Genomic DNA, 5,716 nt, shown 5'->3' with positions numbered 1-5,716 from the left:
CCCCGAGCTGGGCTCGAACTAGGCAAAGTCATCGAGTTTGCCACGGATTCGTTGTATACAAAGAGGGGTGTTGAGATTGGCTCCCCGAGCTGGGCTCGAACCAGCGACCCACGGATTAACAGTCCGTTGCTCTACCAACTGAGCTATCGGGGAATCTCAAAAGAGGCGCGTATCTTAATTAGCTAGCGCGCCTTGGTCAAGTGCTTATCCAAGAACTTTCTTAATTCTTGCAACGGCTGCTTCTAAGGTCTCCATGCTGGTAGCGAAACTTAGTCTCATGCAGCCCTCTGACCCAAATGCAGAGCCTGGGACTAGCGCAACACCAGCTTCTGATAGCAGCAGCTCAGCAAGTTCGACGTCGTTTTTGGCACTGCTTTGAGCGATCGCGTCGCTAAAGTCTGGAAACACATAAAACGTACCGTCACCAGGCAAGCACTTAACGCCACTTATTGAGTTGAGCGCTTCCACTAGGAAGTCGTGACGCTTTTTAAATTCTACCACCATGTCGGCTACACATTTTTGGTCTCCAGTGAGCGCTGCTGTGGCGGCTGCTTGAGAAATGGAGGCTGGGTTAGAGGTGCTTTGCGACTGAATCTTCTTCATTGCGCCGATTACCTTAGCGGGTCCTGCTGCATACCCTATACGCCAACCCGTCATGCTATAAGCCTTTGAAACCCCGTTTAGGACAAATGTTCGATCATAGAGCTCAGGACAAACATTTAATATGTTGTTGAATCCTTCGTCGGTCCAAAGAATATGCTCGTACATGTCATCTGTTGCAATCATGACGTGCGGGTGCTGTAACAATACGTCAGCGATCTCTTTGAGCTCTTGACGTGTGTAAGCCATGCCAGTCGGATTAGACGGGCTATTGATAACAAACAGTTTTGTCTTGTCTGTGATCGCGTCTTCAAGTTGTGCTGCGGTGATCTTGAAATGTTGCTCTGGTCCGCCATTGATAACGACTGGCTTGCCTTCCGCGACAATCACCATGTCAGGGTATGAGACCCAGTAAGGAGCAGGAATAATCACTTCATCGCCAGGATCAAGTAAGGCAAGGGCTAAGTTGAAAAAACTTTGCTTGCCGCCGCTTGAAACGAGTATTTGATTCGCTTCGTATGCCAGCCCATTATCGTTCTTAAATTTCTCAATGATCGCGTTCTTAAGGTCGGGTGTGCCGTCGACAGCCGTATACTTTGTCTTGCCTTGGGCGATTGCTTCAATAGCCGCATCTTTAATGTGCTGGGGAGTATCGAAATCAGGTTCGCCCGCGCCTAGACCGATAATATCTTTACCGGCTGCGCGCAACTCGTTTGCTTTGTTCGTTACGGCGAGGGTGGGTGAAGGTTTTATATTTTGAACGCGATTGGATAATGACGGTTCCAAGATGAATGCCTCAACTCATTAAATGTTGTGATCTCTTTGTGTGCTCAGCTTTATTTATTTCGCGAGTAAGTAGCGAATATTTGTTAGCATGGGCGAAGAGAACCAAATAGCTTTTTTATTGCGATCACCCCGTTCGGGGTGCTCTAGCGCGCTAAGTTTAACACTGCATACGTAAATCCGAAATATGAAGAAAAAGGAATTTAAGGTCTCATCGGCCTTTAAACCCGCAGGCGATCAACCGACCGCGATATCTGGCCTTGTTGAAGGTTTAAATGATGGCCTTATGCATCAAACCTTGCTGGGTGTTACCGGCTCGGGAAAAACATTCACTATCGCTAATGTGATCGAGCAAGTTCAGCGACCCACCATCATTATGGCGCACAACAAAACGCTCGCAGCACAATTATATGGTGAGTTTAAGGAGTTCTTTCCCGAAAACTCTGTCGAATATTTTGTGTCCTACTATGACTATTACCAGCCAGAAGCCTATGTCCCATCGTCAGATACGTTCATAGAAAAGGATGCTTCAGTAAACGACCATATTGAGCAAATGCGCCTTTCTGCGACGAAAGCATTAATGGAGCGCTCTGATACCATTATTGTTGCTACTGTATCGGCAATTTACGGGTTGGGCGACCCTGCATCATACTTGAAGATGATGCTGCACCTAGATCGGGGCGAGCAAACAGATCAGCGCGCGATATTGAAGCGCCTTGCTGAGCTTCAATATACCCGCAATGATATGGAGCTTCAGCGTGCAACGTATCGCGTTCGTGGTGATGTGATCGATGTCTTCCCCGCAGAGTCTGAGCGCGATGCAGTTCGCATCGAGTTATTTGACGATGAGGTTGAGCAACTTAGTGAGTTTGATCCGTTAACCGGGGAAGTGCTGCGCAAGCTTCCGCGAATTACAATTTACCCTAAGTCGCATTATGTGACGCCGAGGCAAACGATTCTTGAAGCGGTTGACGCAATCAAAGAGGAGTTGAAAGAACGCTTAAAGCAATTGAGAGACAATAATAAACTCGTTGAGGCGCAGCGCCTTGAAGAGCGAACTCGATACGATACCGAAATGATGGTTGAGTTGGGTTATTGCAATGGTATTGAAAATTACTCGCGCTATCTTTCTGGTCGGCCTTCTGGCGCGCCCCCTCCAACGTTATTCGACTATTTACCCGATGACGCATTAATGGTTATCGACGAGTCGCATGTCACTGTGCCCCAGATTGGCGCGATGTATAAAGGTGATAGATCTAGAAAAGAGACTCTAGTGGAATATGGCTTTAGGCTTCCTAGTGCGTTGGATAACCGGCCGATGCGTTTTGATGAGTGGGAGTCAATTGCACCTCAGATGGTGTTTGTCTCCGCAACGCCTTCAAAATACGAAGCAGAGCATGCGGGACAAGTTGTTGAGCAGGTGGTGCGTCCGACAGGCTTACTTGATCCTTTGATCGAAGTTCGACCAGCAACAACTCAGGTTGATGATTTGCTAGAAGAAATTCGTCAGGCCGTCGCGAAGGAGGAGCGGGTTCTGGTAACGACGCTGACTAAGCGTATGGCGGAAGACTTGACGGACTATCTAATGGAGCACGGCGTGCAGGTTCGATATCTACATTCTGATATAGATACCGTAGAGCGGGTTGAGATTATTCAGGACTTAAGAAAAGGCGTGTTTGATGTATTGGTCGGCATCAACCTGTTGAGGGAGGGCCTTGATATGCCTGAGGTCGCTTTAGTGGCTATTCTTGATGCTGATAAGGAGGGGTTCTTGCGTTCTGATCGCTCTCTAATCCAAACAATAGGCCGTGCCGCGCGAAACCTGGAAGGGCGTGCAATCTTGTACGCCGATAGAGTGACTGGCTCGATGGAAAGAGCCATGGAAGAGACAAAGCGTCGTCGCGAAAAGCAAGAACACCACAATCTAGAAAACGGTCTTACTCCGCAGGCGCTAAACAAATCGATCGGTGACATTATGGAGGGTGCGATGGTCGTGCCCGGTCGGGGAAGAAAAGGGCGTCAGAAAGTCGCCGAAGATACCCCATCCTATGTTGGCGGCAAGGATGCTTTGAAGTCTATTAAGGCGCTTGAGGATGACATGTACAAAGCCGCGAAAGAGCTTGATTTTGAGCGGGCAGCGGCGCTCAGAGATCAGATTGCCGCGCTAAAGCATAGCGTCTGATCTGCGCTGTTATGACAGTTTCTTGACTTTATTGTACACAAGGTCGATGTCGGTGTCGGATCTATAGCGTTTGAGCTGAATGATTATTGAACAAGCAAATAGCTTTGTAAGTATCTGAAAAATATAGTGTTTTTAATTGGTTAAAAAATGATCAATTTGTTTAAGGTCGCTTTATTGCTTGTCTCTAGCGTTATGAACACGAGATGCTAACAGAGTTATCCACAGAAAATGTGGGTAAAATTTCAGGGTCGCACAGAGCGTAATTGTCAATGGTATTTTTTGCTTAGGCGCAAAATAAATTGCTTGAGTTTTTCGCTTTTCTTCGACAGTGGTTTCAAAGTCGTTATACTACGCGCACTATCATTTGCGAGGTTTTTTATGTCTTATTCTTTGCTCCGTGCGGCGCTTTTTTCTCTTCCTCCTGAAACCTCACACGATTTGTCTCTAGACTGGCTGAGTGCTTTAAATCGGCTAGGACTCGTGAGTCCTTTTATGCCCGAAATTGCGTTAGACCCGGTGACCATCATGGGGATAGAGTTCCCTAATCGAGTCGGATTAGCTGCAGGCTTGGATAAGAACGCTGAGCACATAGACGGCTTGGCTGCGATGGGGTTTGGCTTTATTGAGGTCGGCACCGTTACGCCACGTCCGCAACCTGGTAACCCAAAACCGCGAATGTTTCGCCTAAAAGAGCAGCAGGCAATTATAAACAGAATGGGATTTAACAATAAGGGCATCGACAATTTACTAGCTAAGGCGGCAAAAAGGAACTTTACTGGCCCCCTTGGAATTAACATAGGCAAGAACTTCGATACGCCGGTCGAAAAGGCAAACGACGATTATTTGATTGGTTTGCGCAAAGCGTATCCGAATGCAGATTATATTTCGGTCAATGTTTCATCACCGAATACGCCGGGACTCAGGTCGCTTCAGTTTGGAGACTCTTTAAAGCAGCTGCTAGATGCGTTAAAGACTGAGCAGCTTCGCCTTCAAAATGAGTACAAGCGTTACGTTCCAGTGGCTGTGAAAGTCGCGCCGGACATGAATGATGATGAAATAGGTTTGGTGTCAGCTAGTTTGCTTGAGTTTGAGCTCGACGGGGTGATCGCAGGTAATACGACACTTGATCGCACAAATGTTGTTGGAAGCCCTTATGCAAACGAAGCCGGTGGTTTAAGTGGTGCACCGCTTTTAGACAAATCTAATCACGTGATCGGGCGATTCTCCAGCGAGCTGGGCGGAAAGATTCCAATTATTGGTGTTGGCGGAATCACCGAGGGCGAGCACGCCGTGCAAAAAATCAAAGCAGGAGCGTCACTTGTTCAGATTTATAGCGGGTTGATATATAAAGGGCCGAAGTTGGTGCGTGATTGCGTTGAGGCTATTCGCTTTGGAGTATAGTTAAACAAAAAAAGCCCGCTGTAGCGGGCTTGTATTTGAGGCACTGTTGTCCCCAGCTTGAAAAAATATCCTAGAGTCTAAATGGTAGGTAGTCGATGGATGCCGGAGACGCCAGTGAGACCGTCCCAATTGTCTTCACGACCGTTTCGCCAGCCGTTTAGCCAATCTTGTTGGGCATCCTCAGAATAAGCAGCACAGAGTGATTTTGATTTTCCAGAAATACCTGCAAGATAACCGCGGTTGTAAGCGCGATGCATCGGGTTTCTTTTCTGTCTTTTCATTTAGTCGAACCTCTTTGTCATTCTACTGTGACTTGCGAGCAAACGTTTATTTGCATCGAAAGTGTCTTGTATGTTGGCGTTTGACGCCTTAGGTGCTTTACTCAGCGGGTGAGAGTTAGCACGAGGGTTTCGAACTCCTTTGGTTGGATTATTGTTAGAGCGATAAATAACAAACTTTTTGTGCAGCTGACTGCTTACTAATTGCACAACTACTAAGTTAGCAAAAACGCCTACATAAAGTATAGAAATCTTTTTAGCTATCAGAGTGAGTGATTATAGAGTCTTGGTATAAGCCTTGTGTGTATGCGTTTATTTGTGGGCAATTTTGTGTCGGTATGTAGCCCTTATTTCAATTTATATTTTTAGGTACTGGTGAATTTGTTTATGAGATTATTTGTTTCTTGCCCGCTGGGTATGCAGTACTTGTTGGAACAAGAGCTAATCGAAATGGGGCTTTCGTCAACTCGTG

Annotated in this window: 4 protein-coding genes and 1 tRNA gene; 2 read left to right on the top strand and 3 right to left on the bottom strand. The window is 46.8% G+C overall.

Features of this window, described 5'->3' with window-relative positions:
• Window positions 1-77: 77 nt before the first annotated feature.
• Together A3751_RS20795 and A3751_RS20790 are read right to left on the bottom strand one after the other, a co-directional pair.
• Window positions 78-153: transfer RNA gene (locus A3751_RS20795), tRNA-Asn, on the bottom strand.
• Window positions 154-204: 51 nt separating this feature from the next.
• A complete protein-coding gene (locus A3751_RS20790) occupies window positions 205-1,389 on the bottom strand; it encodes a pyridoxal phosphate-dependent aminotransferase (protein ID WP_304439069.1) in 1,185 nt (394 codons plus the stop codon).
• 181 nt (window positions 1,390-1,570) lie between these two features.
• On the opposite strand from A3751_RS20790, the gene uvrB reads away from it, so the two are divergent.
• Entirely contained in the window at window positions 1,571-3,565 is a 1,995-nt protein-coding gene (gene uvrB / locus A3751_RS20785) for an excinuclease ABC subunit UvrB (RefSeq protein ID WP_068458761.1), read from the top strand.
• A 378-nt stretch (window positions 3,566-3,943) separates the two neighbouring features.
• Entirely contained in the window at window positions 3,944-4,966 is a 1,023-nt protein-coding gene (locus tag A3751_RS20780) for a quinone-dependent dihydroorotate dehydrogenase (RefSeq protein ID WP_068458760.1), read from the top strand.
• Between the two features lie 77 nt (window positions 4,967-5,043).
• Here the strand turns inward: A3751_RS20780 and rmf are convergent, their stop codons facing one another.
• Window positions 5,044-5,247, bottom strand: a complete 204-nt coding sequence (gene rmf / locus A3751_RS20775) for a ribosome modulation factor (protein ID WP_068458759.1) — start codon at window positions 5,245-5,247, stop codon at window positions 5,044-5,046.
• Window positions 5,248-5,716: the final 469 nt, after the last annotated feature.

It is taken from the genome of Oleiphilus sp. HI0080, assembly GCF_001635135.1.
This window is presented reverse-complemented; position numbering and strand designations above follow the sequence as displayed.

Excerpts from the sequence above, each read along its gene's own strand:
- rmf (WP_068458759.1), bottom strand. The coding sequence starts at position 5,247 with ATGAAAAGACAGAAAAGAAACCCGATGCATCGCGCTTACAACCGCGGT.
- uvrB (WP_068458761.1), top strand. The coding sequence starts at position 1,571 with ATGAAGAAAAAGGAATTTAAGGTCTCATCGGCCTTTAAACCCGCAGGC.
- A3751_RS20780 (WP_068458760.1), top strand. The coding sequence starts at position 3,944 with ATGTCTTATTCTTTGCTCCGTGCGGCGCTTTTTTCTCTTCCTCCTGAA.